Consider the following 26,382-nt stretch of genomic DNA (forward strand, 5'->3'; position numbering starts at 1 on the left):
GTTCGTGGCGAGGTCCGACCGCTCAGCCTCATCCATTCGGTTGCGAAGCGAAAACCGCGGGTATCGGGCCGGCTCGTCGCGAGCAGGCCGGTCGATCCGACGCCCATCCCCTGGACCATCATCCTGGGCGGGAAAGGCCCCGCCGCGACGGCCGGCCGGGAGGGGCGGGGCGTCGTCGGCGGCCTCCCCCGCGGCGGGCGCGGGAGCGTGAGTCACGCCTTCTCTCGTACGTGGGTCATGTTCAAGCGATCTGCGAGCTCCGCGGGTTCGAGGGGGGCGAGTCGGGGGATGCCTGGAGGGAGGGGCACGCCCTGGGCCGCGAGGCCGCGGGCCCTCGCCAGCACGGCCGAACCCAGGAGGATGTTCCCGGCGACCGTCACCACGCGACGCTCCTCGGGCCGTTCCAGGTAGGAGCCGCGGACCCATTCGTTGAAGGCGGCCATGGCCGGCCCGCACCAGATCTGGTAGTCGACCGCGCGGGTCGGCTCGCCCGCGTTCGCCCAGTGCGATGACTGTCCCAGATACCAGCGGAAGATCAAGGCCATCTTATGCTTGGCGTCGCGCGAGGCCCGGTCGATCTGCCCGGGGTCTCGCGACTGGAAGTAGCTCCGGGTCTGGTCCCAGATCGTCTCGAGCGGGGCGCGGAAGAAGTTCTTCTCGAGCATCGCACGCTCGGCGGCGGGGATCTGCTCGACGGAATCGTAGGCGCGGTAGGTCTCGAAGAGCTTGCCGGCCCGCATGGCGAACATCGTGCCCCGCTTGAGCACCTGGACCTTGACCCCCATCTCGAACATGTCGGCGGCGGGGGCCATGGCGATATCCGCCTGCCTGGCGTCGGCGAGCATCTTGCGGACGGTGTCGGAGGTCCCCGCCTCGACGCACCCCTGGTTCACCGAGCCGGTGACGATGTAGGCCGCCCCCATCGCGAACGCCGCCGCCGCCGCCCACGGGGTCGAGATCCCCCCCGCCGCGCCGATCCTGAGCGGCCGCTCGTATCCGTACTCCGCCTGGAGCCGGTCGCGCAGGGCCAGGAGCGTCGGCAGGAGCACGATCGCCGGCTGGTTATCGGTATGCCCGCCCGAGTCGGCCTCGGCCGTCACGTCGTCGGCCATCGGGATCTTCGAGGCCAGGGTCGCCTGATCGCCCGTGATCTCGCCCAGGGCCACCAGCTCTCGCAAGAACTTCGCCGGCGGGGGCGCGAGGAACTTCGAGGCGACCTCGACCCGCGACACCTTGGCGATGATCCGATTGGGGACGACGATGTTCCCTTCGCCATCGACCCGGATCCCATGGACCCGGTAGCACACCACCGGCAGCGTCAGGTCGAGATAGGCGGAGGCCTCGACCAGCTTGATCCCCCGGCGCAGGTACAGGTCCGCCACCGCCGCCTCGAGCTCCGGCTCGTTCGGGCTGTGGATCAGGTTGAACCCGTACGGCACCGACGGGCCGAGCGTCCGGCCGAGGCGGTCGATCGCGGCCTCGACCGCCTTCAGGGGCAGTCCCGCCGCGCCGAACATCCCGAGCATCCCGGCGCGGCCCATCTCCTCGACGATCTCGGCCGAGGCGATCCCGTTGGCCATCGCACCCGCGACGTACGGGAACTGCAGACGATGCTCCCTGCAAAACGAGCGGTCCCCCTGCTGCTCGGGCCGGCAAGGGGGCAAGACGCCGATGATCCGTTCCCCGTCGATGGGCTCGGAGGCCGAGGGCTCCCACTCCAACAGCGCAGGCCCACCCTCCCGTTCCACAATCAGGAACGAGTCGTGGACCCGTTGGATCGCGCGCTCGAAAGTCTCTTCGTAGGTTGTGGGAACCACCACGATGCCGCTCCGCCCCCCTCTTTAGAAAACGAAAGTGACGATCTTACCAAGCATGATCGTCGGGCGACGACCCTTTTCCGGAAACACCCGATCTCGTTCGGAAAGTGGAGGTTACGAGACGCTAGCGAGGCGTTGTGTCATTTCGTCAACATGCGGATTCCGACTTCCGGGGCAAATTGGAAGTCCGGACTCGTCAATAGACGGCGAAACGAGGTCGTCTCGCCTCGATGCTGGAAAATCTTGCCAGGCGCAATTCTGTGCATCAAGTTCTCGCCGTGGCAGCAAGGATTGAGCCACGGGAGTCCTGAAATCACTCCTTTTTACAAAAAATCTTGCGTGGAGAAAACTCCCTGGTCTTTCACAGCCAGCGATTCACTCGAATCGTCGAGTGTTTAACAACTCGTCGCATTCGATCGGGAATGTTCACAATGCGGCGGATGGCGACGGAACTTCGATACCGCAGGTCCTCTCGGGTTTGGGGCAGAGCCGACCAGGCGGGCTGAGCCTTTGTCTTAATGCATGGCTGATGGCAAGCTTGGATGGCACTGCTCCTAGCACGGCCGAGTCCACGACCGGTCTCTTGAAAGTGCGAGGTGGCTCACTCGGGTCGAGGCGGAGCCGTGTCATGCCTCGTTCAAAGGGACGTAGAAATCCCGAAGGTCCTGGAGATCGGGATCGAAAGGAGTTGCAGACCCAGTTGTTCGGTATCTTGGCTTGGATTGTCACGTTTTGCAGATTGTGCGTTGATGAAATTAAGAAATTTCACGAAACTTGATTCGATTTGATTGTCTCTGTCGACATCCGCTCCCTCAGGTCAAGCGTTCTCGGCGTTGATCCCGCCTCGATTTCATGAACGCCGTCTTGACCGAAAATTCATCAAATCATTACGTGTCACGCCCCATCCATTAAGTCTTCCGTGCGGCACGAATGGCCCGCGTTCGTGGGCGTCGGCGTGATGCTGCGCCGCGTGTCCGTGCCTGGGAATTCGATATAAAGCCACGCCATCGCGACGCCTTCGATGGGTTGTTCACAAGGGCTGAGCAACATTCAAGAAGGCTTCATGGAACGCTAATCGTCTCTACGATGCGAGGTCGTATAGTACGAATCGCGAGGCTCCCAAGGGGTTGACGGTAGCCTCCAGCGGCCATGACGGCCGGGGTCATCGAAGCCGCTTCCCCGGCGGCGTGTGCAGATATATCAGTCGGGCGGGGCCACCCGGCCCCCGGTCTCGAGGTCCGGCCCCTAGGGACGAAGGGAACCGAAGTGTTCAAGGTTTCGCTACTGGATTCGAAGCGTGTGTTCGCGGTTGCATTCTTTGTATCGGCCCTTGTGTTGCCGGCCTGCCAGGACTCGGCCCCGCAGCAGGAGCCGCCGCGCAAGGTCGACACGGCGGCCGTGGACTCGAACCCCGACCTCTTCCTGAAGATCAAGGGGGATTTCGACCGCATCATCGCCGAGGCCTCGGAGCACTATCATCCCCTCGTCTACCACTTCGACGAGGACCTCCTCAACAAGATGGACCGGGAGGAGAAGAAGCTCCAGGGGGGCACCGTCGAGGCCGCGCGCCTGATCCCCGAGATCGAAGCCAAGGAAGAGGATGACCACTTCCGCGAGACGATCCGCCGCTGGGCCGAGAAGTCGGGCAAGGACTTCCGGGCGTCGCTGGACGGGCTGGCCAAGGCCCGGGCCCAGGTCGACCCCAAGAAGCCGTTCCACCCCGAGTTCCACAAGGAATTCGCCGAAGTCTTCGACGACTTCATCGCCATCGAAGTGGCCGAGATGCGGGAGCGTCGGAACCGCGTGATCCACGACCGGCTCCGCGAGACGCTCGACCCGCATCGGGCCCGGTATCCCAAGATCGCCGAGCACTTCGAGTCGCTCGTGGCGGTCCCGCCCTACCAGCTTCCCGAGGCCGCGACCGCGAAGGCCGAACGCTGAGATCGAGGACGAGAGCTCGAGGTCGCGTCCGGCTTTCAAAAGAGAATCAACCGTCGATGGCGGCTCCGCGAGCGAGTCGACCAAGCCTGGGCATCGTGGCGGCAAGGCCCGCCCCGGCGCCTACCACTCCCCTCCCGAGAAGTGAGAACATGAAAGGTCTGTCCATGAGCACCATGCCCGGCCGGCTCCGACGAGGGTTCACCCTCATCGAGCTCCTGGTGGTCATCTCGATCATCGCCGTCCTCATCGCCCTGCTCTTGCCCGCCGTCCAGTCCGCCCGCGAGGCGGCCCGCCGCGCCCAGTGCGTCAACAACCTGAAGCAGTTCGGCATCGCGCTGCACAACTACCATGACGTCGTCGGTGCGTTCCCCAGCTCGTTCTGGCGGAATTCCAAGGGGGCCAATGGCGTCGAGCGTCATAGCTGGATGACCATGCTCCTGCCCTACCTCGAGCAGAGCACGACCTACAACGCCGTCAACTTCATGGTCGGCATCCGCGCCGCGGGGGGCCAGACGCTCGCGCCCGGCGACCCGAACGTCGTCGGCCGGATCAACGCCACGGCCCTGATGACGGCCATCAACGTGTTTATGTGCCCCTCCGACCCGGGCCCGATCTACTCGGACATCCCCCGCCAGGACGCGGGCGTCGGCGTCACGGGCAACTCCGGGCCGAAGCTCAGCTACCAGGGGAGCTGGGGCGACAACTACTACACCGACGAGAACACCAACGCCTTCTCGTGGCCGAACCAGCCCTACCTCCGCGGCGCCAACTACGGCAGCGGCGGAACGCTGACCGGCTTCATGAACCGCTACGGCGACACCACCTCGATCCGCGACGCCACCGACGGCCTCAGCAACTCGTTCATCGTCGGCGAGTCGCTCTACGAGTCGTGCGACTTCTTCACCTGGGCCAACCCGAACGGCACGGTCTCGGGCAGCATGGTCCCCATCAACTGGAAGATCACCGACCACAAGAGTGTCGACGACGGCACGGCGGTCGACCCCTCGTACTTCCACAGCAGCGGCAACTGGCTCGTCTGCTTCGGTTTCCGGAGCGCCCACCCCGGCATCGTGAACATGCTCTTCGCCGACGGCCACGTCGCGGGGATCAAGGACACGATCAATCGCGTGACCTGGCGTAACCTGAGCACGCGCAACCAGGGCGAAGTCATCAGCTCCGACGCGTATTGATCCGCGAGGATACCCGTCCGACATCCTCCCCTTCGCGAAGGTCGCCCGCCTCCCCATTCATCGGGGGGCGGTCGGCCTCGGGGGGGCCTTCTCCATTGAGCGAGGTTCGAGTTTCGATGCCTAAAGTCTATCCCCCCTCGCCGCGACTCCGCGTCGTGGCCATCCTGGCCCTGGTCACGCTCGGCGGTTGCGGCGGCCGCGACAACCTCCCGCCGATGGGCCAGGTCTCCGGCAAGGTGACGTACAAGGGGAAGCCCCTGGCCACCGGGATGGTCGTCTTCAGCCCGCTGATGGGCTCCGAAGGGCAGACCGGCCAGCTCGCGACCGGCATGCTCGGCAAGGACGGCTCGTATGAGCTGTCGACCTTCGACGACGGCGACGGCGCCGTGCTCGGCGAGCACCTCATCACGGTCAAGGCCGTCGAGAAAGTCAGGACGGAGAAGCCGAATCCCAAGGATACCGAGCAGATCCGCACCCCGGGCCCCGACGGGAAACTGTCTTATGTGTTCATGAAGTCCCTCGTCCCGAACAAGTACGCCAACCCGAATATGAGCCCGCTCCGCTTCAAGGTCGCGCCCGGGCAGAACCAGCACGACATCGAACTGACGGACTGAGCCGATGCCGTTGAGCCGCCGCCGACCCTTGATGTTGATCGCCATCGCTTCCCCCCTGCTGCTCGGCGCGGTCGGCTGGTGGTGGCGGTCGCGGACGGCCCCCGAGCGGCATCTGGCCGAGGCCCTTCGCCTGCTCGATACCGACGCACCCGGCGAAGCCGAGGCCTGGCTCCCCCTGCCCGAATCCGACCCATCCACGCGGGATCGGGCGATGATTGGTCGCGCGAGGCTCGCCCTGGCGCGGCAGAGACCCGAGCAGGCCATCGCCCCGCTCGATGCGGTCTCGGCCGATGGGGCTTCGTCCATTGATGCTGCCTACTGGAAGGGGCGGACCCTCATCGCCCTGAAAAGCGCGAAGCTGGCGATCGCCTGGTTCCATCGCGTCCTCGAACAACGCCCCGACGACCTGGAAGCCCGCCGATGGCTGGCGGCCGCTTCCTACGACCTCGGTGATTGGCCCGCCGCGGTCAACGCGATCGAGGGGCTCCTCCGCCGGAAGCCGGACGATGCGCGGGCCTGGCGGACGCTGGGAGCCCTCTTCAAGGAAGAAGGGGAACTCGCGCGGTCGGTGGACGCGTACAGGACTACGCTTCGCCATGACGGTCGGCAGTTCGAGGCCCGGTTCGAACTGGCCCAGGTCCTACTCAAGCTGGGGCGGTACGACGAGGCCAAGCAGGAACTCGACCAATGCCGGGGGCACGTCGCCGAGGCCGACCGCCTCGATTTGCTGGTCCAGTGCCTCCGGGCCCGAGGGGAACGAGACGAGGCCAAAGCCCTGCTCGACAAGGCATTGCCCGTCTTCCCTGGCCATCACGGCCTGCTCGCCCAGGCTGCTTTGCTCGACCAGGCCGATGGGGATTACGCCCGGGCGCTCGACTCCTTCAATCAGGCGCTCGAGGTCGAGCCCGACAATCCCCAGTACCTCTACCAGCGAGGGCGCCTGCTGCGACTGCTCGATCGCGGCGAGGAATCGGAGCGTGACCTGGCTCGCGCCTCATCGTTGAATCGGGACATGGCCAGGATGGCGGAGTTGAACTCGAAGGCGATCGAACATCCGGACGACCCCGAGGTCCGCTGCCGCCTGGGGGAACTTTGCGTCCGCCTCTGCATGCCGGAACTGGCCGGCTACTGGTATCGCGCGGCCCTGGCCTGCGACCCCGACTCGAAGGCCGCCCGCGAGGGATTGCAGGGGTTGAGGCTCCGCTGAGTCGTCCTGCCTGTAGAGCCCGTCTGATCGTCCTTTCCGGTCTTCAGTGCCTATCCGTTTCAATGAGTCGAGGTGCGGCACGCATTATGCTTCCTGAAATCAGCGATACGTGGAATTGGTCGACCCCAATCCGCTGATCCTGAATTAAGAGGAAGACACGATGCGCGGACGCGATAAGGTGCTGCTCGGGGCTTTGGCGGGCGCCGGGGCGATCTGGGGGACGCGAGCCTACCTGCGGTACCGTCGCCGGATCGGCCTGGCGGATCGCGTCGTAATCATCACCGGGGCGTCGAGCGGGCACGGGCTGCTCGTGGCGAGGGAGGCGGCCGAGAAGGGCGCTCACCTGGTCCTGGCAGCTCGCAAGGCCGAGGATTTGAAGCAGGCGGAAGCGGAACTGCTGCGACTCGGGGCCCGAAGCGTCCTGTCCGTCCCCACGGACGTCACCAAGCCCGACGAGGCGAAGAACCTCATCGACCGCGCGATCGAGCGTCACGGCCGGATCGACATCCTGATCAATAACGCGGGGATCATCACGGTTGGGCCCGTGGAGTCGATGACCCTCGACGACTTCCATCAGGCAATGGCCACGAATTTCTGGGGCGTCGTCCACACCACGATGGCCGTCCTGCCGCAGATGAAGGCCCAGCAGTTCGGCCGGATCGGCAACGTCGTGTCGGTCGGCGGCCTGCGGGCGGTCCCGCACATGCTCCCCTACACCGCCAGCAAGTTCGCGCTGAGCGGGTTCACCGATGGCCTGCGGTCGGAACTGGCCCGCGACAACATCCTCGTCACCGGGATCTATCCGAGCACGATGCGCACCGGCGGGCACACGCACGCCTGGTTCAAGGGGAAACAGGAAGACGAATTCACCTGGTTCGCGCTCGGGGACTCGCTCCCTTTGCTGTCGACCTCGGCCGAGCAGGTGGCGCACCGGCTCTGGCAGGCGGTCTGCGACGGAGAGCCCTCGGTCGTCGTCGGTTGGCCGGCCCGCGCGCTCGTCCTGCTTCAGAACCTCCTGCCCAACGAGATCGCCGAGGTTATTGCACTCGCGGACCGGTACGTGCTTCCGGCCTCCGAGAACCTCGACGCCCCCGCGAAGCAAGGGCAGGACCTCGAAGGGACCGTCCCCAACCTCCTCAACCGCGCCGTGCCGGCCAAGGCTCGTCCCGGCACGGCCTGATCCAGGCGAACACGCGTCGGGGCGAGCGCTGATCTCGCCCCGGGGTTCCGGTTCAGGACCTGGGCTCGAACGACAGGACCTCGCCGAAGAACCGCAGGAAGTTGCCGTGCATGATCGCCCGGATATCCGCCTCGGAGTAGCCGCGCTTGAGCAGGAGTTCGGGAAACTTCTGGAGGTCGGCGATCGTGTCGAGGTTGGCGGGGGTCTGCTCCTTGCCGTAGCCTCCGTCGAGGTCGCTGCCGATCCCGACGTTGCGGGCGCTGCCGGCGAGCTGGCAGATGTAATCGATGTTGTCGACGGCCCGCTCGAGCGTGACCTCCGGCTTGGAGAGCCCGCGCACCCAGCCCGGCTGGAGCATCACCGCGTCGAGCGCGATCCCGAGGACGCCGTCGCGCTCGATCACGAACTTGATCTGGGCGTCGCTGAACTGGCGCTGCCAGTCGCAGAAGGCGCGGGCGTTCTGGTGGCTCGCCAGGACCCGGCCGCCGAAGATGCCGGTCACCTGATCGAAGGCCCGGTCAGAGAGGTGCGTCATGTCGAGCGCGATGCCAAGGGCCTCGATGTTCTTGAGGAGCGGCAGGGCCTCGGCCGCGAGGCCGGCCTCGGAGCGGGTGCCGCCGCCGTAGCGGTTCGGGCCGTAGTGCGTGATGCCGATCGCCCGCAGGCCGTCCGCGTGCCACTCGAAGATCTGCTCGGGGTCGAGGACCGGGTCGGCGCACTCCATGCTCAGGATGTAGCCGAACGGGACCGACGCGGGATTGGCTTTGTACGCCTCGACGTGGGCGTCGAGCTGCCCCTTCGTCTTGATCATCTTCATCGCCCCGGCCCGCTCCATGCCCTTGTAGTAGGCGAGGTGGGCCATGGCGTAAGCGTAGCAGGCCTCTGGCGTGGTGTGGCCAAACGGGTGGTTGATCGGGGTCTCGATGCGGGCGAGGACCGTGGCCACGCCGACGCCGACGCCCGCCTTGCGCAGCTCGGGGAAGGAGACGGTGTTCGTCGTCCGCCCGGGGTCGGTCATCCCCAGGGCCTTCTCTTGCGCCCGGATCTCGGCGACGTCCATCCTCAGGTCGCGGTTCCAGTCGACGCCGTTGAGGCCGAGGTCGAGGTGGGCGTCGAAGATCAGCATGGGAGGCTTGTTCATGGATAGGGTCGTCCCGATGCGGGCTGAGGGATCGGCTTGAGGGGTGGGCGAGACGGGCATCTGACGGCGATGCGCGGCGCCTCGGGCCTAGCGAGAGGTTCGCGGACCATCTTAACGACCCAACGCCGGGCTTTGAACAGGTTGGATGCGAACGAGGCCGGTGCGCATCGGAATTCCAGTCAGTTCTGGCGACTTGGCGGTGACATCCGCATCGGTTACTCTGGCCCGATCGTTGATCCATTCTCTCCAGGTATATCAGCCGACCATGCCGACCGTCTTGATCAGCCCCGAGCCGTTGCGTCATCAACCCGGTCCATTCCGCGAGGTCCTGGAGGCGGCCGGGTTCGAGTGTATCGAAGTCCCGCCCGGTCCGACGACGACCGAGGCCCAGCTCCGCGAGTTCCTGCCCAGGGTCGACGCGATGCTCGCCGGCAGCGAGCTGCTCACGGCCGAGCTGTTCGACCTGGCCCCCCGGCTCAGGGTGATCGCGAGGACCGGCGTCGGTTATGACGCGGTGGATGTCGCCGCGGCCTCGGCCCGGCGGATCGCCGTGACCATCACTCCGGGCGCGAACCAGGAGAGCGTCGCCGAGCAGATGTTCTCGCTGCTCCTCGCCCTCTCTCGCAACATCGTCAACAACGACCGCACGGTCCGCGAAGGCGGCTGGAACCGCATCATGGTGCAGCCGCTCCGCGGCAAGACATTGGGGCTCGTCGGTTTAGGGCGGATCGGGCGGGCCGTCGCCACCCGCGCGGTGGCCTTCGGCATGCACGTCATCGCCTATGACCCGGTCTTCTCCCCCGAGCTCGACACCCAGCTTGGCATTAGCCGACGCGGCTTCGATGAGCTGCTGGCCGAGTCGGATGTCGTCAGCCTGCACCTGCCGCTCGTCCCCGATACGAAGGGCCTTATCAACCGCGCGACCCTCGCGAAGATGAAGCCGGGGGCTTACCTGATCAACACCTCGCGCGGAGGGCTCGTGGTCGAGGCCGACCTCGCCGAGAGCCTGGCCTCGGGGCACCTCGGAGGCGCGGGACTCGACGTCTTCAACGTGGAGCCGCCCGAGCCGGGGAACCCACTGCTCTCGCTGCCCAATGCCGTCTTCAGCCCGCACCTCGGCGGAATCGACCTCAAGGGGATGGCGGATATGGGGGAGATGGCCGCGCGCTGCATCGTCACCCTGTATCAAGGGAGCTGGCCCGAGGGGTGCGTCGTCAACCAGGAGATCGCCGCCGGCTGGGCCTGGTGAGATCGATCCGATCGGTCGAAGGATGCGTAAAAAAACGAAGGCCCGGGTCTCCTGTTCTGGGAGACCCGGGCCTTCGATGTTCGGAGCGAATAGGCGAGGGTGGATCGCTCCACGCTCGTCTCGGCGATCAGACCTGGAACGAGCTGCCGCAGCCGCAGGACTTGACCACGTTCGGGTTGTTGAAGACGAACCCGCGCTTCTCGAGGCCGTCGTAGAAGTCGACGACGGTACCGTCGAGGTACGGGTCGAACTTCTTGTCGACGGCGAGCTTGACGCCGTGCAGCTCGATGATGCGGTCGCGCTCGGAGGTCGCGGTGTCGAAGTTCAGGCTGTACGAGAAGCCGCTGCAACCGCCGCCCTGGACACCAACGCGGAGAACCGTCTCTTCGGGCAGGTTCTGCTCGGTGATGATCTTCTTGACTTCGGTGGCGGCCTTTTCACTCAGGGTCACACCCATGGACGTGCTCTCCTATTCGCTGGCGGTAGGTCCCGGGACGACTAAGTCGCCGGAGATAATCTTATCATAACGCCCTGTCAATTCCCAAGTCATCTCAGACGTTGGAATTCCAGGCGGCGCTGAGCGGTCGAAGTTTGGCGACGGCCTTCGAGACGACCTCGATGGTGAAGTCGATCTCCTCGATCGTCGTGAATCGGCCCAGGCCGAACCGGAGGCTGGCCCGGGCCATATCTTCGTCGATGCCCATCGCTATTAATACGTGGCTCGGTTCGGGGTCGGCGGCGGTACACGCGGATCCGGAACTCACGGCGACGTCTCGCATCGCCATCATCAGGGCCTCGCCGTCGACGTAAGCGAAGCTCAGGTTGAGATTTGCGGGGAGGCGAAGGCTGGGATGCCCGTTGAGCTGGATGGCCGGGACCTTCTCGGAAATTCCGGTGTAGAGGCGTTCCCTGAGCGCGAGCAGTCGCGCCGACTCCTCAACGCGTTCGCTCTCCGCCAGTTCGGCCGCGTATCCCATACCGACGACGAGGGGCACGGCGATCGTCCCGCTGCGGAACCCACGCTCATGTCCTCCCCCGTCGAAGAGGGGAGACAGCCGCACCTGGGGATCGCGGCGGCGGACGTAGAGGGCCCCGACCCCCTTGGGGCCATAGAACTTGTGGGCGGAGAGGCTGAGGAGGTCGATGTGGTCGTCGATGACGTTAAGGGGGATCTTGCCGAAGGCCTGCGTGGCGTCGGTGTGGAAGAGGATCCCCCGATCGTGGCAGAGCTTGCCGATCTCGCGGATCGGATTCAGGGTCCCCACCTCATTATTCGCGGCCATGACCGAGACGAGGACCGTCTGCTCCGTCAGCGCCGCCTCGATCGCCTCGACGCTCACGAGGCCATGAGGGTCGGAGTTGACGATGGAGAGGTCCCACCCTTCGCGCGCCAGCCGCTTCAGAGGGTCCAGCACCGCCTTGTGCTCGGTGGCGGCCGTGACGAGGTGGTTGCCCTTGCGTTTGAGATAGGAAAGGGGTCCTTTGAGGGCCAGATTGTTCGATTCGGTCGCGCCCGAAGTGACGATAATCTCTCGGGGCTCGGCGCCGATGACGGCGGCGACCTGCTCCCGTCCCCTGTCGACGGCCTCCGACGCATCCCAGCCGAACTTGTGGGAGATGCTCGCCGCGTTCCCGTAAATCGTCGTGAAATATGGCAGCATCGCCTCGACAACCCGTGGATCGACGCGAGTCGTGGCGTGGTTGTCCAGGTAGACGGGGATATTGAGCACGGCTGGATAGGTCTCGCGGTGGCAAGGTGGAGGATCTGGGGAGTCGCTTGTCCCACGATTCCCGGTCGAACCGCCACTTTTTTATCGTAGTTGGAATTCCCTAAGGTGGCAACCCAGGGCACAATGACGCCGAGCTGCGCCCCGGATCAATAATCCAAGGGGGCGTGACCTCGGGAAAGTCGAAGCCCGGCTCTCCGGCAACGAGGCTTGAGAGCGATCGCGTGAGGCGGAAGGAGCGGGGGACAGGATTCCCCCCGGACACATAACTCGACCGACAACGGCAGGGAGGCTCCATGGCGTACGAGCGCGACCAGGCGACGCACGAATTCATCCGCTGGAGCGAGAGCTACGATCGTTCGATACTCCAGTGGCTCTTGTTCGGCCCCTCGCACCGGGCCCTGATCAGGCGCATCGGCGCCGTCATCGGCGACCGCCCCGCACGAATCCTCGACGTGGGATGCGGCACGGGGGTCTTCGCCGGCCGGATCCGAGAATCCTTGCCCCAGGCCCAGGTCTGGGGGATTGACCTCGTCTCCGACATGCTGACCAAGGGCGAGGAACGCTGGCGTCGCCACGCCGGGAACGTCCAGCCAGTGCAGGGGGACAGCGAACGCCTGCCGTTCGCCTCCGGCAGCTTCGACATCGTCACCTGCGCCAACAGCTTCCACCACTATCCCCACCAGGATCGTGCGGTCGCCGAGATGCATCGTGTGCTCCGCCCCGGCGGCCGCCTGATGATCATCGACGGCTATCGCGACGGCCTCTGGGGCTGGTTCATCTATGATGTTTGCGTCGCCGGGGTCGAGGGCGAAGTGCACCACGCCTCGTCGCTCCGCTTCCGAGAGCTCTTCACCCAGTCCGGCCTCCGCGCCGTGGCCCAGACCGTCCACCGGGGAGCCGCCCCCTTCCTGCTCACCGAGGCGGTCGCCACCGAGGCCTACTCGGCCCTGAACCCCCCGCACTTCCACTCAACCGCGACCTCGCGGACTCGCGATGCGGCCCGGACGAGCGGCGCCTGATCCCGCCTTCGGCACGAAGCCAGAACCTCGGGCGAGCCGGGCGGTCCTCCACCGTTTTGCGTTCGCCCGGGTGACTTCGATCAACCTCGACGATGGGGAGGAGCCTCGGGTTCTTCCCCGCCTTCTCCGCTTCCCGCCCGAACGCCTGCCCCTCCTCATCCCGGCTCCGCTTGGCTGTAAAGCCCTCTCCATCCGGGGGCCTGGCGAATTCCTTGCGCTTATCGCATGATCGGATACCGAGATCGTTCGACGATCCTCAGTCCGGTTGCGTCGGTTGCTGTCTCACGTCCTGCACCGATGCGCCCGCGGATGGTTCGACATGGCGGTTGCCGCCCCCACGAGTGGGCTCCCTTTTCTTTTTCGGATTTCTGTATCCGAACTCCGTCTTCCCTGTAGTACCTCGCTGAGCAGGCAACGATCGGAGGGGGCAATCCATGGCGGCAGTGCAGGTCAGCGGCGTCGTTCGGCAACTCGAGCGGCTCTTCGGCGCAGGCTCCGTCACGGGGATGAACGAGGGACAGTTGCTCGATCGGTTCGTGGCCAGGCGTGACGAGGCCGCCTTCGAGGCGCTCGTGGCGCGGCACGGGCCGATGGTGATGGGCGTCTGCCGCCAGTTCCTGCGCGACCCCAACGACGTGGAAGACGCGTTCCAGGCCACGTTCCTGGTCCTGGTCCGCAAGGCGGGCACGCTCCGCGACACCAACTTGCTGGGCAACTGGCTCTACGGCGTTGCCTACAAGGTGGCCGTCCGTGCGCGTGCCGCAGCGGCTCGCCGCCATGCCAAGGAGACGTCGGGGGTCGAGGACCTCGCCCTCGACCGCGAGATGACGAGCCAGGAGCGCCAACCCTGGCTCCACGAGGAGATCCAGCGGCTGCCGGACAAGTACCGGGTTCCGCTGGTCCTCTGCTACCTCGAAGGGCTGACCCACGAAGAGGCCGCCGACCACCTCCAATGGCCGGTCGGCACCGTCAAGGGGCGGCTTTCTCGGGCGAGGGATCTCCTCCGTTCTCGCCTGACCCGCAAGGGGTTGGCCCTCCCGGTCGGCGTCCTGCTCATCTCTGGCCAGGTCGGGACTGCTTCTGTGGTCGCATCGGCGGTCCCGGTTCCACTCGTCGCATCCACCATCAAGGCCGCGATCGCCGTCGCGGCGGGCCGGCCAGGCGCCGCGGTTTTGATCTCGGCGCAGGCCGTGGCCCTCTCGGAAGGGGTCTTATTCGCCATGTCGATGACCAAGTTGAAGGGAATCGCCGCGACTCTCACCCTCGCCCTGGCGTTCGTCGCCACCGGCGCGGGGGTCTACGCCCGCCAGGCACCCGCCGAAAAGAATGCCGAAGCCCCGGCCGCGAAGCCGGCGGAGGTTGCTGAGGAAGGTCCTGAGCCTCCAAAACCGGCCCCGGTCGCGACCCCGGCCTCCAAGCCGGCGCCTGCCGCTCCCTCCGCCCCTGCGCCAGGGCCGGCGCCCGGTGCCGTGAAGTCGGATGCCCCGTCACATAGGCGCGCCTTGAAGAAAGACGAGGCAAGGCTCTCCAATCCGCCGGCGATGATGGGGATGGGTGGGGGTATGCGGATGGGGCAAAACAACGCTGCGATCCTGGCTGCCCGAGAGCACGAAACACGGGTCGATATCGCAAAGATGATGGCTCAGTTAGAGGCTGATGATGCGTCGCCGAAAACGGCCGCAGTCCTGAAGAAGCTGGAACAGCCCATTAGTATGACCTTCCCGAACGAGACACCCCTCGAGGACGTGCTGAAGTACCTGAAGTCGGCGACGATGAGCGGCAATGAACCCGGAGTCGCGGTCTATGTCGATCCCATCGGATTGAAGGAGGTCGACGCTTCGATGACGAGCGTCGTCACCCTGGATCTCGAAGGCATCCCGGTGAAGACCTCCTTGAGGCTCCTGCTCAAGCAACTCAGGCTGGCCTACTGCGTCAAGGACGGGGTCCTCATCATCAGCTCCGTCAATGGAATCATGCAAGAGCTCGAGGAAGCCGGGATCGATGTACCCGTGAAGAACGGCGGATTTCAATGATTGGCTTATAAGCACGGGTCAATTGAAAAGGGGTCGGAGACACCGCTCGCGCCTCCAACCCCTTTGTTATTGAGATGGAATCACTTCTTGTCGATGCTCGCGGTGGGATTGGCGAAGACCTTGACGTTGGGATGCATGGTGTAGAGCCGATTGCCCTTCGGCGTGGGGACGAGCACGGCGCTCGAGCAGTTGTTCTGGATGATCGGGTTGCCCGGATACTTCTCCCAGTGGACGAGATCCTTGGACCGGGCGATGTTCGTGGTCCAGTCCTTCCAGGGGCGGTTGGCGTTGGCGTGGTAGAGGGCGTAATAGACGCCGTCACGCTTGAAGATCTGGTTGATGGCGACGGCCGTCTTGTCGTAGGCCTCGGGGCCCATCGCGAGCACCGGGGTATCCTGGACGTTGGTCCAGACCTTGCGGTCCTTCGAGGTCGCGAGCCAGACCCCCTGATCGCCCCGCTCATAATAGAGGTACCAGGTGCCGTCCTCGAACCAGACGGCGGGGGTGCCGTAGGAACCCTTGCTGATTGGCGTGCCGTCGACCTTGCGAATGTCGAGCGAGCCGAGGTCATCCCACTTGACCCCATCGCGCGAGGTCAACTGGTGGGCGATGTCGTTCTTCCCCTCCGCGAACATGATGTATTCGCCGTCCTTGGGGATCACGCAGACGTCCTCGACCCAGTCCTTGGAGAAGATGGGATTGGCCGGGTCGCGGTCCCAGTGGATCCCGTCGGCCGACGTCGCATGCCCGAGGAACCGCGTCGGCGAGAGGTCGTCGTTATAGCCGGTGTACCAGAGGTGGTACGTCCCGTCCTTCATCAAGATATACCCGCGCTCGCGGATCTTGCGGTCCCACGAGCTGCCCCCCGTCCCGTCGAAGACCGGCTTGTCGGCCAGCGGCGACCACGCCACCAGATCCTTGGGGAACTCGTCCGCGAGGGAAACGCCGGCCCCATTGAAGGCGGAGCCGATGAGCAGCAAGGCCGAGCCGGCGAAGTGACGGAATCGCATGGCGATGGATCTCTCGAGTGTCGAGGCAAGTCTCTCGGACCGGAGTCGGCCCCGGTCCGGCTACTATGATAGCGAAGATATCAAGTGGGACCGCCCACGCCTGTACCTTCCGAGATATTGATGCAGATCAAGAGTGGAAGGTATGTGCGCGCGATGAAGTTGAGGCTCCGCTGTGATCGTTGGAAGCTTTCGCATGGAACCATCATCGCCGAAGGATCGTCTGGAGTCGGCCATCGCGACGACGACGCCCGGGGAGGCCTTGCTGGAACTCGCCGAGGAGTCGCGGGACGGCGGGATGCCCCGGGAGGAACTTCTGGCATTCTTTCGATGCCGCCCGCGATCGCCATGGCCGCGACACCGACGAGGTCGGCCATAACGCCATACTGGACGTGATGGATCTCAGCGTCGGGTATTGCTCACCGTCGCGGGCCCTCTACCCCAGGTCTGACTGAATCAAGTCAAAGACTGATGGATCTTGATGACCAATCGATTGTTTAAATGTTCATTAAGTCTCGGGGTTAAGTGAGCTTGTGACCTGGTCGAGCACCGGGATCAGGTCCGCGACGGATTCGACGACGAAGTGGGCACCGGCGCGTTTCAGATCAGCGGTCGCGGCGGCAAGGCGCTCTGCACGTTCGCGGGGGGCGAGGCGCTCGACCTCCTCAAGCGACAGGCCCAGGCCGTTGCCGGTGCGAGTCACCCCCACGGCCCAGGCGCCGGCGTTGCGGGCGGCCTCGACGCCGACCGGGGTGTCGTCGACGGCGACGACCCGCGACATCGGGTAGACGCCGAGCCGCTCGGAGGCGCGGAAGAGCATCCAGGGAGCCGGGCGGCCCGCAGGGACGTCGTCGGAGCAAATCGACGCGTCGGGTGCATATCCGTTGGCGCGAGCGATCGGCTCGAGCACGCCCATCAAGGCGCGGGTGTAGCCCGTCGTGCCCCCGATCTTGAGGCCGCGGCGTCGGCACTCGGCGACCACCTCGGGCACGCCCGGGATCACGTCGGCGTGATCCGCCAAAACGCCCGACTGCACGGGCAGGAAGTCCTCGTACAGACGGTCGATGTCGGCCTCGCCGGGCCGATTGCCGTGTCGATCTTCCCAGGCGGCCGAGACCCTGGGCAGGGCGAGGACCGAGGCGATATGCTCGCGCTTGGCCTTCCCCATCGGGCCGCGGGCCTCGGCCTCGGTGATCGGGACGTCGGCCCGCTCGAAGATCTCGACGAAGACCCGGACCGGGGCGCGACTGCCGTGGTCGACGGTCGTCCCGGCCCAGTCGAAGATGACGGCCCGCAGGCGATCCTGTTGGGCGCTCATGACTCGCTCTCCCGAGGGGGATGATCCCCGCCGTCGCCGAGAATCCGCGTCGAGCCTCGGCGATATCGTAGCATCCACATCAGTTCTTCACGCCGGCGGGGTAGAGTCGGCCGACCAGGGTTTCACTCGGATCGCGGCCGCCACGAGATTCTTGCATGACCCGGACCTTGCAGCAACCGATGACCTCGGCATTCCTCGCCCGCTCGCCGCTCGCTTCCTCGTGCTGGGCGGTTGTCGCGGCCTTCGGCGCCTATTTCTGCACGTACGCCTTCCGCAAGCCCTGGACGGCGGCAGTCTTCGTCGATGGGACCGTCTGGGGCGTCGCCGAGAAGAACATGCTGGTGGCGTCGCAGATCCTCGGCTACATGCTGGCGAAGTTCGCCGGCATCCGCGTGGTCGCCGAGATGCCACCGGAACGCCGGGCCCTCTGGATCGTGGCGCTCCTCGCCGCTGCTGAGGTTGCGCTCGTCCTGTTCGGCGCGGCTCCGTCGCCCTTGCATGTCGCGGCGCTGTTCTTCAACGGGCTCGCGCTGGGGATCGTCTTCGGCCTCGTGGTCGGGTTCCTCGAAGGGCGTCGCCACACCGAGGCCCTCACCGCCGGTCTCTGCGCCAGCTTCATCCTGGCCGACGGCCTCTGCAAGTCGGTCGGGACCTGGCTGCTCGGCCTGGGAGTCTCCGAGCGTTGGATGCCCGCCGCCGCGGGCCTGATCTTCGCGTTTCCGAGCCTTCTGTTCGTGTGGATGCTCGGCAAGATCCCGCCTCCCGACGAGGCGGACCTCGCTCATCGCAGCGAACGCCTGCCGATGACCCGTGCCGATCGCCTGGCGATGCTGCGTCGGCACGGATTCGGGATCATGGCGGTCGTCGCGGCCTATCTCTGGGTTACGATCGCCAGGGGCATCCGGGCCGATTTCGCGCCCGAGATCTGGAAGGCGATGAGGGTGCACGTGGTGCCCGCGACCTTCGCGAAATCCGAGATCTTCGTGGCCCTCGGCGTCCTGCTCGCCAACGGCCTGAGCATCCTGATCGTCGACAACCGCCGCGCGTTCTTCGGCGCGATCGGCGTGGGGCTGGCGGGGAGCCTCCTGATGATCGCCGCCCTCGCGGGTCGGCAGGCGGGCCTGATCGCCCCGTTCCCGTTCATGGTATTGCTCGGCCTCGGGTTATATTTGCCTTACGTGGCCATCCACACGACCATCTTCGAGCGGCTGATCGCCATGACTCGCGACCGCAGCAACCTGGGCTTTTTGCTCTACGTCGCCGATGCCGCCGGTTACATGGCGTATGCCTCGCTCGTGCTGGCGAAGGGCTGGCTGCCGGTGCGGGCGAATCCTCTGCATTTCTTCATGAACGCCTGGTGGGTGATCGGACTGATGACGCTCCTTAGCCTAATCGTCGGCTGGGCCTACTTCGCCTCGCCCTCGCGTCGGCCAGCCGCAGAGGAGGCGTTGGCATGAACGCCAGGGGCGCGGTCTTCCGGGGCGTGGGTCGGCCTTTTGACTTCGTGGAATGGCCCCTGCCCTCCCCTCGAGAGACGGAGATCCTCGTCGAGGTGATCGCCTGCACGCTCTGCGGCAGCGACCTCCACAGCATCCACGGGCGACGCTCTGTGCCCGTCCCCACGATCCTCGGGCATGAGATCCTCGGCCGGGTCATCGCCTTCGGGCCGGAGGCTTCGCGCATCGACGAGGCCGGCCTGCCTCTCCGTGAAGGCGACCGCGTCACCTGGGCCATCGTCGCGAGCTGCGGCGACTGCTACTATTGCCATCGCGACCTGCCCCAGAAATGCGAGCGTGGCTTCAAGTACGGCCACGAGCCGCTCCGCCCCGGCAGGGAACTGGCGGGGGGACTCGCCGACCACTGCCTGCTCGCGCCCGGCACGGCCATCTATCGCGTCCCCGACGAGATCCCCGACGAGGTCGCCTGCCCTTCGAGCTGCGCCACCGCGACGATCGCCGCCGCGCTCGAGGCCGCGGGGCCGATCGCCGGCCGGACCGTGCTGGTGCTCGGCGCAGGCATGCTCGGCGTGACCGCCTCCGCCTGGTCGCGCGAGTCGGGGGCTCGCGAGACGATCGTCTGCGACCGGGACGAAGCGAGGCTGGCCGTCGCCGTTGGGTTTGGTGCGACGCGGACCTGCACGCCCACGCAATTTGCCTTGACCATCGCCGAGGCCACCGGCCGTCGAGGCATCGACGTCGTCCTCGAACTCTCGGGCGACCCGCGGGCGATCGAGGGGGCCCTACCCTTGCTCGCGACCGGGGGCACTCTCGTGCTGGTCGGCTCGGTCTTCCCGACGGATCCGGTCCCTATCCACCCCGAGAAGCTCGTCCGCGGCTGTCTCACATTAAGGGGCGTTCACAACTACGCGCCGAGGCATCTGCACGCGGCGCTCAACTTCCTCGCGGCGAATCATCGCAAGTATCCGCTCGCCAGCCTCGTCTCGGCCTGGCAGCCGCTCGACGCACTCGATGCCCTCGTCGCCTCGCCCGCCGGAGCCCTCCGCTACGGAATCCGGCCGTGAGCCGTCCCGCCTGATCGCGTGGAATGCCTTCATATCTCAACCCGCCGATCGTGCAGGGTGCGAGTCCCATCGGGCAACTTGCATGGGGAACCATCCCCAGACCTCTTTCGCCCCTTGCGCGTTAATCCCGTAGTGCAAGGGTCTTAGGACGTCCCGCGCCCCGCTGGCATTCTCAGTGCATTGTCCTCGCCTCAACGAGAGCGAGCCCGGTCCTCCATCGGCGTCGTCCTTCATGAGGGGCGACGCCGAGGGCCGGTCGGTCTGCGAACTCACGAGGCGCTCTCGACGGCCAAGGCCCTCGCATTCGGCAAGGAAAGACGATGCACGCCCGCGACCTCCTCTTCGCGATCCCCACGTACCGCCTCCGCGACGTGGGCGAGACGGTCACCGAGTACGACGAGCATTTCTGGCGGAACGGGCACACGCCCGACATCATCATCTTCGACGACTCGAGCCCCGCGGCGCAGGAGAAGTATTTCCCCCTGCTCGAACAGACCAAGACCCACTCCGAACTCTTCTACGTCGGCCCGAGTGAGAAGGAGCAATTCCTCGGCTATCTGAACCAACGCCTGCGCGACAAGCGGCTCGAATCCCTCGTGAAGAACCTCTTCCGCCCGAGCTACGGCGGGAACCGCAACTTCACCCTGATGTACACGCTCGGCTCGTTCATGGTCAGCTCCGACGACGACATGCGGCCTTATGCCTTGATGGAGCACAGCCTCGAGTCCTTGGCCGAGGGCGAGGTCTGCCGGGGCCGCCTGCATCGGTCGGGGCAGAACGGCTACGGGCGCAAGTCGTTCGACATCCTCGGCTCGTTCCTCGACGTCCTCGGCAAGCGCGTGGCCGACGTGCCCGATTACTACGAGAAGGGGGAGATGCTCGTCGACACCGCCATGGAGCTGGAGACGAATGTCTCCAAGGGGCTCGCCAGGGAGAACTCGGTCCTCGTCGAACGCGGGGCCGTCGCCGACGACGAGGTCATCAAGATGGCCCAGACGTTCCGCTCGGGCACGAACGACATCGACGCCCTCGACTTCGCCGAGCTCTTCCTCTCCAACGACGAGCAACTCGACCCCGACGACCTCAACGAGCTTTACGTCCTGGTGAACTTCCGCCCGGCGGTCACGAGCAAGAACTGGCGGATGGATTGCGGCGTCGCCGCGTATGACAACACGTTCGGCCTGCCGCCGTTCTTCCCCACCCGGCTTCGATTTGAAGATTACATCTATCGACTCTGGATCCAGCAGCCGGGGATCGCCGCCGCGCACGTCGATGCCGCCCAGAACCACACAAAAAGTAATTACATGCGGAATCCGGTGGCCTCCGAGATCTTCAACGAGGAGGTCTCGAACCTCCTCAAGCGCAAGATCAAGGGGTCGCTGACGCGCGTGGACGAGTTGGGGATCGCCTTCGACTACGACGGCACCGTCACGGCCGACGACGCCAACGAGATCCTCGACAAGGTCGCGACCATGCACCGGCGGGCCCTCGAGGCCGCCCAGACCGCGACCACCTCCGAACGGGCCGAGGCCCTCCGGGTCTTCGCCGCCAACCTCCAGAAGTCGTTCTACGGCTTCGAGCCCGACTTCTTCCATCAGAACCTGCTGCGGATCGTCGACGATGTCGTGACCGTCATCAAGGGCTCGATCGAGCTCTGGCCGACCCTCGTCGAGATCTGCTACTTCCAGAAGGACCGCGCCGGCCTGCCGAGGACACGTGTCCGCAACCCCCGCAAGTCTTGAGCTGATTGGGATAGTGCTAGTTGTGTTGATGAAATCATTGAGCGGCACCGAGGTCGATGCACCCTCCTTGATCGGGCCCCGAGAGGCCGAGGAGATCGCATGAGGATTGCCCAGGTGGCCCCGCTCTTCGAGAGCGTCCCCCCGACCCTGTATGGCGGGACGGAGCGGGTGATTTCGTACTTGATCGAGGAACTGGTCCAGCAAGGGCACGAGGTCACGCTGTTCGGCAGCGGCGACTCGCAGACGAGCGCCCGGCTCGTCCCCGGCTGCCCGCGGGCCCTTTGGGGCGAACCGTCCTGCCGCGAGACCCTGCCGCATCACGTGCGGCTCCTGGAGCTGGTGGCGCGCGAATCTTCGAGGTTCGACGTGATCCACTTCCACCTCGACTACCTCCACTTTCCGATCGTGGGCCGGCTCTCGTGCCCCACTGTGACGACGCTGCATGGCCGCCTCCACGAGCCGGATCAGCGGCCCTTGTTCGAGGCCTATCCCGAGGTCCCGCTCGTCTCGATCTCCGACGACCAGCGGCGGCCTATCCCGGGGGCGAACTGGCAAGGCACCGTCTACCACGGCCTGCCCCGCGACCTCTTCACGTTCCGCGAAACCCCGGGCGACTACCTCGCGTTCCTCGGCCGGCTCTCGCCCGAGAAGGGGGTCGAGCAGGCCGTCGAGATCGCCGAACGCGCCGGCATGCCCTTGCGCGTGGCCGCGAAGATCTACCCCGAGGAACGCCCCTACTTCGAGCAGGTCCTCGAGCCTCTTTTTCGGGCCTCGCCCTGGGTCGAGTTCGTCGGCGAGGTCGGCGGCCGGACCAAGGACGACTTCCTCGGGAACGCCCGGGCCCTGCTCTTCCCGATCCGCTGGGACGAACCCTTCGGCCTGGTGATGATCGAGGCGATGGCCTGCGGCACCCCCGTCGTCGCCTTCCGCCGTGGCTCGGTCCCCGAGGTGATGTCGGACGGCCTGACGGGCTTCGTCGTCGACGACGCAGACCAGGCGGTGAATGCGTTGGAGCGGGTCGATAGCCTGGATCGTCGAGCCTGCCGCGAGGTCTTCCTCCAACGATTCGAGGCCGCGCGGATGGCCCGCGACTACCTCGAGATCTATCGCCGGGGGATCGCCGGCGCTGAGGTCGAAGGGCATGTCGCGCGCCCATCGTTGCGACTCGTCCCGACCCCCTCGGATCATCGCTCGTTCGGCCTGCTCGGGCCGGTCACCCGGAGGCAGAACGCCCGTGGCCGATAACTTCAAGGGATTGACACCTCCGCAGGCGACGCATCCTTCCCAGGGGGATCCGCACCACGTCCTCGCCGCCTCGGGCGCGGCAGACGAGCGGACGAGAGTCCTCAAACATGCCGATACGTTCGCCGTCTTCGACCACTTCGGCCAGATCAAGCCGGCCGGTCTGGGCGAGGAGGGCCTCTACCACGAAGGCACGCGTTATCTCTCGCGCCTGGAGCTCGAACTCGATGGCCGCCGCCCGTTCTGCCTGGGGTCGACCGTTCGCGACGAGAACGACCTGCTGTCCGTCTCGCTCACGAACCCGGATGAGGTCCGCGACGGCCGGATCGAGGTGCCGCTCGGCACGCTCTACCTGGGGCTCAAGGTCTTCCTGTGGAATGGGAGCGGTTTCTGGCGGCTCTGGGTCAAGAACCACGGGCTCGAGCCGGTGGTGGCGACCCTGCAATGGCGGTTCCTCGCCGACTTCGCCGACATCTTCGAGGTCCGCGGCATGGCCCGCAAGGCCCGAGGCCGCGACCTGCCCCCCGAGGTCCTCGACGACTCGGTAATCCTCGGCTACGAGGGGCTCGACGGCGTCGAGCGTCGAACCCTGATACGGTTCGCCCCTCGCTCCGTCCGGGTCACGGCCGACTCCGCCCGCATGGACCTGGAACTCGACTCGGGGAGCGAGACCACCGTCGAACTGACCGTCGCCTGCTGGCGAGGCTCCGACCGCCCCGAGCCCCCCAGCTTCAACGAGGCTCGCAAGGCCGCCGAGGCGAGCCTCATGACCCAGAAGCTCGGAGCCTGTCGCCTGAAATCCTCCGACGGCCGGTTCGACGCCTGGGTGAGTCGCGCCGACTCCGACCTCCAGATGCTCACGACCGAGATGCCCACGGGCCCTTATCCGTACGCAGGGGTCCCTTGGTTCAACACGCCCTTCGGGCGCGACGGGATCATCACGGCGTTGGAATGTCTCTGGTGGCGCCCGGAGTTTGCCCGGGGCGTCCTCGCCTACCTCGCCGCCACGCAGGCGACCGAGCGGATCCCCGATCAGGACGCCGAGCCCGGCAAGATCCTCCACGAGACCCGCAACGGCGAGATGGCCGTGCTCAAGGAGATGCCCTTCGGGCGCTACTACGGCAGCGTCGACGCCACGCCCCTGTTCATCCTCCTGGCCGGAGCCTACTACGAGCGGAGCGGCGACCTCCCGTTCATCAAAACTCTCTGGCCTCACGTCGAGGCCGCCCTGAATTGGATCGACGCCCATGGCGACCTCGACGGCGATGGCTTCGTCGAGTACCAGCGAGCCGCCGTCGACGGCCTGATCCACCAGGGCTGGAAGGACTCGGACGACGCGATCTGCCACGACGACGGCAGCCTCGCCCTGGGCCCGATCGCCCTCTGCGAGGTCCAGGGCTACGTCTACTCCGCCAAACGCGCGGGCTCCGTCCTCGCCGAGGCCCTCGGCCAGCAGGATCGGGCCTCCCTGCTCTTCCAGCAGGCGGAGCTGCTCCAGCACCGCTTCGAGGAGCAGTTCTGGTGCGAGGACCTCGGCACCTACGCGCTCGCCCTCGACGGCGACAAGCGGCCGTGCCGGGTCCGCTCATCGAACGTCGGCCACTGCCTCTTCGCCGGCATCGTCGACCCCGACCGAGCCTTGCGCGTGGCGTCCGGCCTGATGGCCCCCGACCTCTTCTCCGGCTGGGGCATCCGAACGCTCTCATCCCGCGAGGTGCGCTACAACCCGATGGCCTACCACACGGGCTCGATCTGGCCGCACGACAACGCCCTGATCGCTTATGGCTTCTCGCGTTACGGCCTGCAAGACCTGGCCGTCCGCGTCCTGACCGCCCAGTTCGAGGCCGGCACCTACTTCGACCTGAACCGGATGCCCGAGCTCTTCTGCGGCTTCCCCCGCGTCCCGATGGAAGGCCCGACCCCCTACCCCGTCGCCTGCGCCCCGCAAGCCTGGTCGGCCGGCTCGATCTTCCTGCTCCTGCAAGCCTGCCTCGGCCTCCGCATCCAGGCCGGTGAGTCCCAAGTCTGGTTCACCCAGCCGCAGCTCCCGACCTTCCTGAGCCGGGTCGAGATCCGCAACCTCTCCGTCGCGGGCACGTCGGTCGACCTCCGCCTTGACCGCCGCTCCGACGACGTGAGCGTGAGCGTCCTCCGCCGCGAAGGCCCCGTCGACATCCTCGTCACCAAGTAGTTGCGCCCGAAATCGTCGAGAAAGCTGCCACATCACCTTGCGTCACGACGCATGGGAAGTTAATCTGTGACCATTCGAACGAAAGGGGCGGTAGCTCAATTGGGAGAGCGTCGCGTTCGCAATGCGAAGGTTGCCGGTTCGATCCCGGTCCGCTCCACTGACGCATTGGCCTCGCAAACCGATGTGTCGCCCTGCTTTACGATCATTGACCTACCCTCCGGGGCATGGTATAATGCTGTTCAGTAGGGATCGCACCGCTGATCTTTGGCCGGCCGTCGGGAGCTTTGGTAGAGACCCCGACGGCCGGTTTTTTCATGCGCGTCGCATGCTCGTTCACGAATGACGTGAACACGGCCCCCGGCTTCTCGCACGTCCCGCTCATGGCCCGCTTCAACGCCGATATGAGCGTCTTCGGCTTCAACTCACCGCTCGCGGCCCGCGAGCAAAAACCTCGATAGAGCCCCAGCGAATGCTCGTCATCGAGCTTCGTCGCGAGGCGACGCGCGGCCTCCTCCACCGCCTCCGGCCCGGTCGGCGAGTCCAGGCGCCGGAGCAGGTCCACCGTCTCGACGTGTCGCGGCGCCACGGACGGCCGCGCGACCGGCGCGGGGCCACGACCCTGCGGGGCGGCGGGGGCGTCATCGGCTCCGCGAGCATCTTGAGGTGCCAGCTCGCGATCCTGCCATCCCGCCCGCCCCGTTTGACCGCGGCCTCGAGCGCGGCGACCTCCTCGGGCGTCGGGCCGGGGGCCGGCTCCGGCGCCGCCGGGGGGTCCGCCTCGGGCGTCCGAATGTCTTCGGTTTTCACGGGCGGAGCCAACGTTAACGTTTCTCCTTCTGAATTCATTGAATTGAATTCAGACGCGCGCCCGCCCGTGCGCTCAATAGGAGGCGATGGGTGAAAGTCATCTTCACCCATGGGTGAAGATGACTTGCGCCCATGGGTGAAAGTCACCTTCACCCATGGGTGAAAGTCACCTTCACCCTTTTCTGACTCTTGTAGCAGGGTGGCGTGAGTCGTTTCCGACTCCTGTACGAGGAAAGGGAATCGGATGCGTCGGCGGCTCTTGGTCGACTTGTGTTTCACCCGCTCGATGAGCCCGAACTTGGCCTCGAGCTGGTCGAGGTGGAGGTAGAGCGAACGCTCGGTGCCCCCCACCTCCAGGAGGATCATCGCGTTGGTCGCGAGGGTGCTTTGTTGTCCCCGGGAGAGAACGGCAAGGGCCTTCATGATCGCCAGC

At 66.0% G+C, this 26,382-nt stretch carries 20 protein-coding genes and 1 tRNA gene; 14 read left to right on the top strand and 7 right to left on the bottom strand.

Annotated features, from left to right (window positions below; genetic code table 11):
- Window positions 1-212: 212 nt before the first annotated feature.
- Window positions 213-1,820: a PfaD family polyunsaturated fatty acid/polyketide biosynthesis protein gene (locus tag ACOYYX_RS23915; RefSeq protein ID WP_422924396.1), complete on the bottom strand. Its 1,608-nt coding sequence runs from the start codon at window positions 1,818-1,820 to the stop codon at window positions 213-215.
- Between the two features lie 1,263 nt (window positions 1,821-3,083).
- Here ACOYYX_RS23915 and ACOYYX_RS23920 point away from each other — a divergent pair.
- The 5 genes from ACOYYX_RS23920 to ACOYYX_RS23940 all read left to right on the top strand — a co-directional run bounded on the left by ACOYYX_RS23920 (window position 3,084) and on the right by ACOYYX_RS23940 (window position 7,949).
- The gene (locus ACOYYX_RS23920; protein WP_422924398.1) at window positions 3,084-3,758 is read left to right on the top strand and encodes a hypothetical protein; all 675 of its coding nucleotides are present in this window, start codon (window positions 3,084-3,086) and stop codon (window positions 3,756-3,758) included.
- Window positions 3,759-3,907: 149 nt separating this feature from the next.
- A complete protein-coding gene (locus ACOYYX_RS23925; RefSeq protein ID WP_422924400.1) occupies window positions 3,908-4,948 on the top strand; it encodes a DUF1559 domain-containing protein in 1,041 nt (346 codons plus the stop codon).
- 116 nt (window positions 4,949-5,064) lie between these two features.
- On the top strand, window positions 5,065-5,562 hold the full coding sequence (locus tag ACOYYX_RS23930) for a hypothetical protein (protein ID WP_422924401.1): 498 nt from the start codon (window positions 5,065-5,067) through the stop codon (window positions 5,560-5,562).
- A 4-nt stretch (window positions 5,563-5,566) separates the two neighbouring features.
- Entirely contained in the window at window positions 5,567-6,769 is a 1,203-nt protein-coding gene (locus ACOYYX_RS23935; RefSeq protein ID WP_422924403.1) for a tetratricopeptide repeat protein, read from the top strand.
- Window positions 6,770-6,929: 160 nt separating this feature from the next.
- Window positions 6,930-7,949 (top strand): SDR family NAD(P)-dependent oxidoreductase, encoded by a 1,020-nt coding sequence (locus tag ACOYYX_RS23940; protein WP_422924405.1) that lies wholly within the window; start codon window positions 6,930-6,932, stop codon window positions 7,947-7,949.
- A gap of 52 nt (window positions 7,950-8,001) precedes the next feature.
- On the opposite strand, the gene ACOYYX_RS23945 is transcribed toward ACOYYX_RS23940, so the two are convergent.
- A complete protein-coding gene (locus tag ACOYYX_RS23945; RefSeq protein WP_422924407.1) occupies window positions 8,002-9,090 on the bottom strand; it encodes a dipeptidase in 1,089 nt (362 codons plus the stop codon).
- A gap of 265 nt (window positions 9,091-9,355) precedes the next feature.
- Between ACOYYX_RS23945 and ACOYYX_RS23950 the strand changes: the two genes are divergently transcribed.
- Window positions 9,356-10,339, top strand: a complete 984-nt coding sequence (locus tag ACOYYX_RS23950) for a phosphoglycerate dehydrogenase (protein WP_422924409.1) — start codon at window positions 9,356-9,358, stop codon at window positions 10,337-10,339.
- A gap of 127 nt (window positions 10,340-10,466) precedes the next feature.
- On the opposite strand, the gene ACOYYX_RS23955 is transcribed toward ACOYYX_RS23950, so the two are convergent.
- Both ACOYYX_RS23955 and ACOYYX_RS23960 read right to left on the bottom strand, forming a co-directional pair.
- Window positions 10,467-10,796, bottom strand: a complete 330-nt coding sequence (locus tag ACOYYX_RS23955; RefSeq protein WP_422924411.1) for a HesB/IscA family protein — start codon at window positions 10,794-10,796, stop codon at window positions 10,467-10,469.
- 94 nt (window positions 10,797-10,890) lie between these two features.
- On the bottom strand, window positions 10,891-12,069 hold the full coding sequence (locus tag ACOYYX_RS23960; protein ID WP_422924413.1) for an IscS subfamily cysteine desulfurase: 1,179 nt from the start codon (window positions 12,067-12,069) through the stop codon (window positions 10,891-10,893).
- Window positions 12,070-12,362: 293 nt separating this feature from the next.
- Here ACOYYX_RS23960 and ACOYYX_RS23965 point away from each other — a divergent pair, with 293 nt between their 5' ends.
- Window positions 12,363-13,088, top strand: a complete 726-nt coding sequence (locus ACOYYX_RS23965) for a class I SAM-dependent methyltransferase (protein ID WP_422924415.1) — start codon at window positions 12,363-12,365, stop codon at window positions 13,086-13,088.
- A gap of 434 nt (window positions 13,089-13,522) precedes the next feature.
- The gene (locus ACOYYX_RS23970) at window positions 13,523-15,121 is read left to right on the top strand and encodes an RNA polymerase sigma factor (RefSeq protein WP_422924417.1); all 1,599 of its coding nucleotides are present in this window, start codon (window positions 13,523-13,525) and stop codon (window positions 15,119-15,121) included.
- An 80-nt stretch (window positions 15,122-15,201) separates the two neighbouring features.
- Here the strand turns inward: ACOYYX_RS23970 and ACOYYX_RS23975 are convergent, their stop codons facing one another.
- Window positions 15,202-16,131, bottom strand: a complete 930-nt coding sequence (locus ACOYYX_RS23975; RefSeq protein ID WP_422924419.1) for a glycosylase — start codon at window positions 16,129-16,131, stop codon at window positions 15,202-15,204.
- 505 nt (window positions 16,132-16,636) lie between these two features.
- Window positions 16,637-17,446 (bottom strand): phosphonoacetaldehyde hydrolase, encoded by an 810-nt coding sequence (gene phnX / locus ACOYYX_RS23980; protein WP_422924421.1) that lies wholly within the window; start codon window positions 17,444-17,446, stop codon window positions 16,637-16,639.
- 155 nt (window positions 17,447-17,601) lie between these two features.
- Between phnX and ACOYYX_RS23985 the strand changes: the two genes are divergently transcribed.
- The 6 genes from ACOYYX_RS23985 to ACOYYX_RS24010 all read left to right on the top strand — a co-directional run bounded on the left by ACOYYX_RS23985 (window position 17,602) and on the right by ACOYYX_RS24010 (window position 25,299).
- Entirely contained in the window at window positions 17,602-18,903 is a 1,302-nt protein-coding gene (locus ACOYYX_RS23985; protein WP_422924423.1) for a DUF5690 family protein, read from the top strand.
- Window positions 18,900-19,967: a zinc-binding dehydrogenase gene (locus ACOYYX_RS23990; protein ID WP_422924425.1), complete on the top strand. Its 1,068-nt coding sequence runs from the start codon at window positions 18,900-18,902 to the stop codon at window positions 19,965-19,967. Before ACOYYX_RS23985 ends, ACOYYX_RS23990 begins: the two co-directional genes overlap by 4 nt.
- A gap of 320 nt (window positions 19,968-20,287) precedes the next feature.
- The gene (locus ACOYYX_RS23995; protein ID WP_422924427.1) at window positions 20,288-21,709 is read left to right on the top strand and encodes a hypothetical protein; all 1,422 of its coding nucleotides are present in this window, start codon (window positions 20,288-20,290) and stop codon (window positions 21,707-21,709) included.
- A 99-nt stretch (window positions 21,710-21,808) separates the two neighbouring features.
- On the top strand, window positions 21,809-22,954 hold the full coding sequence (locus tag ACOYYX_RS24000; protein WP_422924429.1) for a glycosyltransferase family 4 protein: 1,146 nt from the start codon (window positions 21,809-21,811) through the stop codon (window positions 22,952-22,954).
- Complete coding sequence (locus ACOYYX_RS24005; RefSeq protein ID WP_422924431.1) at window positions 22,944-25,142, top strand: glycogen debranching N-terminal domain-containing protein; 2,199 nt, start codon at window positions 22,944-22,946, stop codon at window positions 25,140-25,142. The genes ACOYYX_RS24000 and ACOYYX_RS24005 overlap by 11 nt, the downstream gene beginning before the upstream one ends.
- A gap of 84 nt (window positions 25,143-25,226) precedes the next feature.
- A tRNA-Ala gene (locus tag ACOYYX_RS24010) sits at window positions 25,227-25,299 on the top strand.
- Window positions 25,300-25,344: 45 nt separating this feature from the next.
- On the opposite strand, the gene ACOYYX_RS24015 is transcribed toward ACOYYX_RS24010, so the two are convergent.
- A complete protein-coding gene (locus ACOYYX_RS24015; RefSeq protein WP_422924433.1) occupies window positions 25,345-25,728 on the bottom strand; it encodes a hypothetical protein in 384 nt (127 codons plus the stop codon).
- Window positions 25,729-26,382: the final 654 nt, after the last annotated feature.

The organism is Singulisphaera chitinilytica (genome assembly GCF_049331405.1).
Taxonomy (GTDB): domain Bacteria; phylum Planctomycetota; class Planctomycetia; order Isosphaerales; family Isosphaeraceae; genus PoT.